This is a genomic window from Mycobacterium sp. (assembly GCF_049278535.1).
In the GTDB taxonomy this organism is placed as follows: domain Bacteria; phylum Actinomycetota; class Actinomycetes; order Mycobacteriales; family Mycobacteriaceae; genus Mycobacterium.
Genome location: NZ_JBAPMI010000297.1, coordinates 1 through 3,741 on the forward strand (window position 1 = coordinate 1; position 3,741 = coordinate 3,741).

A 3,741-nucleotide genomic window follows, 5' to 3' on the forward strand; every position below is an offset into this window, starting at 1 on the left:
GCCAAAAACAAAGACGCGGGCCGCCTGTCGGACGGTCCGCGTCTTTGTTGGTTCGAACGGTTGGTTAAGCGTTGGGCCGCTTGCCGTGATTCGCCTTGCTGTGCTTGCGGTCGCGCTTCTTCCGGCCTCGCTTGGCCATGACTGATCCTCCTCGCAGTTCTGCTTGCCGGTCAGTCTTTCATGGCACCGGCGTGGTAAGCCAACTGCTACACCACAGGTACGTGCACCAGGGTGCCGCCGTTGGCGCTTGCCGATGAGACCGGACCGGGCTGGCCGGCCAGCGTGCCGGGCGCCTGTGCACCGGGAGCCCCGGGGGCAAGGCTGCTGGGGTAGCCGCTCAGCCCAGGCGTCTGGCCTGGGAACTGCTGCCCAGGCAACTGCTGCCCTGGAATGCCGCCGGGGTAGCCGCTCAGCCCAGGGGTCTGGCCCGGGAGCCCGCCGGGCATCTGGCCGGGCAGGCCCGGGGTTTGACCTGGAAGGCCACCCGGGTAGCCGCCAAGCCCAGGGGCTTGACCCGGCAATGTCTGGCCTGGAAGGCCGCCAGGAAGACCACCTGGGACTCCGCCCGGAATGCCGCCGGGAAGGCCACCTGGGACACCGCCGGGCAGGCCACCGAGACCACCGAGGCCACCGAGCCCGCCTGGCAGTCCTCCGCCACCGCCGAGCGCACCGGTGGCAGGCATCAACAGGTCGCCGGCACCCGGGATGACGTTGTTCATCAGCCCGCTCAGCGAGCCGAAGAGCGAATTAGCGATGTTCACCGCGCTGCCGGCGCCCGGCATGCCGGGAATCGGGTCGTCGGCGGCGAATGGTTGCTGGGGAGCGGCAGCGGCAGCGCCGTCGCCAAGCCCGATCGCAGCGATTGCTGCCAGCGTCACCCCGATACCGGTTGCCACTCGGGCAAGTGGTCCGCGAGTTGTCGAACGCGCAAACGTGTTGTCGGACAACGGAATACTCCTCAAATTTGACTGTTTCACTCTATGAGCTTCAGGCACTCCAATCACTTTGGACACTCTGCTTGCCAAATGTCACAAATCGAACACGACACGATCACAGAAGAAGCTCTATAGGTTCTCTTAGTGATCTTGGAGTTTGCTTACCGATATCTTCGTGACATCAATCGTGACCTTTCAGCTGCACAAATGGGCCATCGAGCGGTGTGCTCGTTACCGACCGGGCAACCGGTTACGCCAAGCTCTGAGTGCAACTGGTGAAATCGCTTGTGGTTCGATGAAGCAACGCAAATCCGGCTGGCTGAAGAACGGGGTGATGATGGCCGAGGACGTCCGGGCAGAGATCGTGGCCAGCGTGCTCGAAGTCGTGGTCAGCGAAGGCGACCAGATCGCCGAGGGCGACACCCTGGTGCTGCTGGAATCGATGAAGATGGAGATCCCGGTCCTCGCCGAAGTCGCCGGGACGGTGACCAAGGTGAGCGTGTCGGTGGGCGACGTGATCCAAGCCGGCGATCTCATCGCCGTGATCAGCTAGTCGTCTGGGCTTGATGGCGGGAGTCGCCGATGTCCACGCTCGGTGAGCTGCTCGCCGAACATACCGTTCTACCGGGCAGTGCCGTCGATCACCTGCATGCAGTGGTGGGCGAGTGGCAGCTGCTGGCCGATCTCTCGTTTGCCGACTACCTGATGTGGGTTCGCCGTGACGACGGCTCGCTGGTGTGTGTCGCACAGTGCCGGCCGAACACGGCGCCGACCGTTCTGGTGCGCGACGCAGTGGGAACCGTCGTCGATGCCGATCGGATGCCGTTGATTGCGGCGGCGTTTGAATCGGGCGCTATTCGCTGGGAACGTGATGCGGGCCAACAGTACTCGTGGCAGCAGACGGGGGTGAACATCGAAGCAGTGCCGGTTCGGCACGCGGACTCGGTGGTTGCGGTGCTGACGCATCAGACCGCGGTCGCGGATAGCCCGAAGTCCAGCCCGCTGGAGACTGCCTATCTCGACTGCGCCGGTGACCTTGTGCACATGCTGTCGGAGGGCACCTTTCCCAACGTGGGGGACATGGCGATGTCGCGCTCGAGCCCGCGGGTAGGTGATGGATTCATCCGGCTCAACGTCGACGGCGACGTTTCCTACGCCAGCCCGAACGCGTTATCGGCCTATCACCGAATGGGCCTGACCCAGGAGCTGGAGGGGCAGAACCTGATCGAGGTCACCCGTCCGTTGATCTCCGACCCCTTCGAGGCTCAAGAACTCGCCGACCATGTGCGCGACTCACTGAGCGGCGGGGCCAGCATGCGCATCGAGGTCGACGCCGGCGGCGCGGGGGTGCTGCTGCGGACATTGCCGCTGGTGGTCGACGGCTCGGCGGCCGGCGCCGCGGTGCTGGTCCGCGACGTCACCGAAGTCAAACGCCGCGACCGCGCACTGATGTCCAAAGACGCCACCATCCGGGAAATCCACCACCGGGTGAAGAACAACCTTCAGACCGTCGCGGCGCTGTTGCGCCTGCAGGCCCGTCGGACCACCAACGCCGAGGGCCGAGAGGCGCTGATCGAATCGGTGCGACGGGTGTCGTCGATCGCGCTGGTGCACGATGCGCTGTCGATGTCGGTCGACGAGGAGGTCAACCTCGACGAGGTGATCGACCGGATCCTGCCGATCATGAACGACGTTGCGACGGTCGATACGCCGATCCGGATCAACCGGAGCGGCATGCTCGGCGTCCTGGACTCAGACCGGGCGACCGCGCTGATCATGGTGATCACCGAGCTCGTGCAGAACGCGATCGAGCATGCCTTTGAGCCGGCCACCTGCGAAGCCGCCGCCGCGGGCGGTTCGGTGACGATCCGCGCGGAGCGTTCGGCGCGCTGGCTCGACGTGGTCGTTCACGACAACGGCCGGGGACTACCCGAGGGATTCAGCGTCGAGAAATCCGACCGGCTGGGTCTGCAGATCGTCCGGACGCTGGTATCGGCCGAGCTGGACGGCTCGTTGCATATGCAGGACGCCCCCGACGGCGGGACGGATGTGATCTTAAGAGTTCCGATCGGTCGTCGCGCGCGCGACGCGCACTAAGGCCCCACCCACAACGGTGCGGCCCCGACAATTTGGTCGGGGCCGCACCGTTGAAAGTCTGGTCAGACTCCGGTTCGGGCCTTCGTCCGAGCGTTACGACGCTTGAGTGCACGTCGCTCGTCTTCGCTCATTCCACCCCACACGCCAGAGTCCTGCCCGGTGTTCAGCGCCCACGACAGGCACTCGGTGGTTACCGGACAGCGGTTACAGACCAGTTTCGCGTCGGCGATCTGTGCGAGAGCCGGACCGCTGTTCCCGACAGGGAAGAACAGCTCCGGGTCTTCGTCGCGACAGACCGCTGTGTGGCGCCAATCCATAAGTCGTTGCTCCTCACTGTGTGCGCAGCAATGCGCACGAATGATTTTCTTCGGCTGTTAACGCAGACACAACAAATGTTTCCGTACCGTTGCATGCGATAGTTCGATCGTTTCACAGGCTCAACAGATGTCAATAGCGGCTCGTTGGTCCGTGGGCTATCTCACTTCAAGGATCTGTTACCAAATCCCTTAATCGTTTGTACTACACTCCCTCGGAGTCTGACCAGTGTCTTTGCCCACATAACGCGATCGTCGCAGGTCAGATGACCCTTTTTGCCGGCGGAGCGACGACACTCAGGGCGTCGGGAACCGAACGAAACGTCATCCCTTCGCGCAGGCCGAGGTAGTCGCCGTCGATTTGACTCGGCATGGGCGGATCGGCGCACGTCACC

The 3,741-nt window shown here is 63.9% G+C and carries 5 protein-coding genes and 1 pseudogene; 2 read left to right on the forward strand and 4 right to left on the reverse strand.

From position 1 onward, the window contains the following. Positions 1-64 precede the first annotated feature (64 nt). Both WAO18_RS19745 and WAO18_RS19750 read right to left on the reverse strand, forming a co-directional pair. Positions 65-139 carry a 50S ribosomal protein bL37 gene (locus WAO18_RS19745; protein ID WP_011728008.1) on the reverse strand — a complete coding sequence of 25 codons (75 nt, stop codon included), beginning with the start codon at positions 137-139 and terminating at the stop codon, positions 65-67. A gap of 67 nt (positions 140-206) precedes the next feature. After that, complete coding sequence (locus WAO18_RS19750) at positions 207-947, reverse strand: hypothetical protein (protein ID WP_422207924.1); 741 nt, start codon at positions 945-947, stop codon at positions 207-209. Positions 948-1,272: 325 nt separating this feature from the next. On the opposite strand from WAO18_RS19750, the gene WAO18_RS19755 reads away from it, so the two are divergent. Together WAO18_RS19755 and WAO18_RS19760 are read left to right on the forward strand one after the other, a co-directional pair. Continuing rightward, positions 1,273-1,488, forward strand: a complete 216-nt coding sequence (locus tag WAO18_RS19755) for a biotin/lipoyl-binding carrier protein (protein ID WP_422207926.1) — start codon at positions 1,273-1,275, stop codon at positions 1,486-1,488. A gap of 29 nt (positions 1,489-1,517) precedes the next feature. Next, positions 1,518-3,032, forward strand: coding sequence for a sensor histidine kinase (locus tag WAO18_RS19760; RefSeq protein ID WP_422207925.1), 1,515 nt, complete (start codon positions 1,518-1,520; stop codon positions 3,030-3,032). A gap of 62 nt (positions 3,033-3,094) precedes the next feature. On the opposite strand, the gene whiB1 is transcribed toward WAO18_RS19760, so the two are convergent. Both whiB1 and WAO18_RS19770 read right to left on the reverse strand, forming a co-directional pair. Then, positions 3,095-3,349, reverse strand: a complete 255-nt coding sequence (gene whiB1, locus WAO18_RS19765) for a transcriptional regulator WhiB1 (RefSeq protein ID WP_067341882.1) — start codon at positions 3,347-3,349, stop codon at positions 3,095-3,097. A 259-nt stretch (positions 3,350-3,608) separates the two neighbouring features. Then, positions 3,609-3,741, reverse strand: a pseudogene (locus WAO18_RS19770) (diacylglycerol kinase family lipid kinase); the annotation flags it as partial.

Excerpts from the sequence above, each read along its gene's own strand:
- WAO18_RS19760 (WP_422207925.1), top strand. The coding sequence starts at position 1,518 with ATGTCCACGCTCGGTGAGCTGCTCGCCGAACATACCGTTCTACCGGGC.
- whiB1 (WP_067341882.1), bottom strand. The coding sequence starts at position 3,349 with ATGGATTGGCGCCACACAGCGGTCTGTCGCGACGAAGACCCGGAGCTG.
- WAO18_RS19755 (WP_422207926.1), top strand. The coding sequence starts at position 1,273 with ATGGCCGAGGACGTCCGGGCAGAGATCGTGGCCAGCGTGCTCGAAGTC.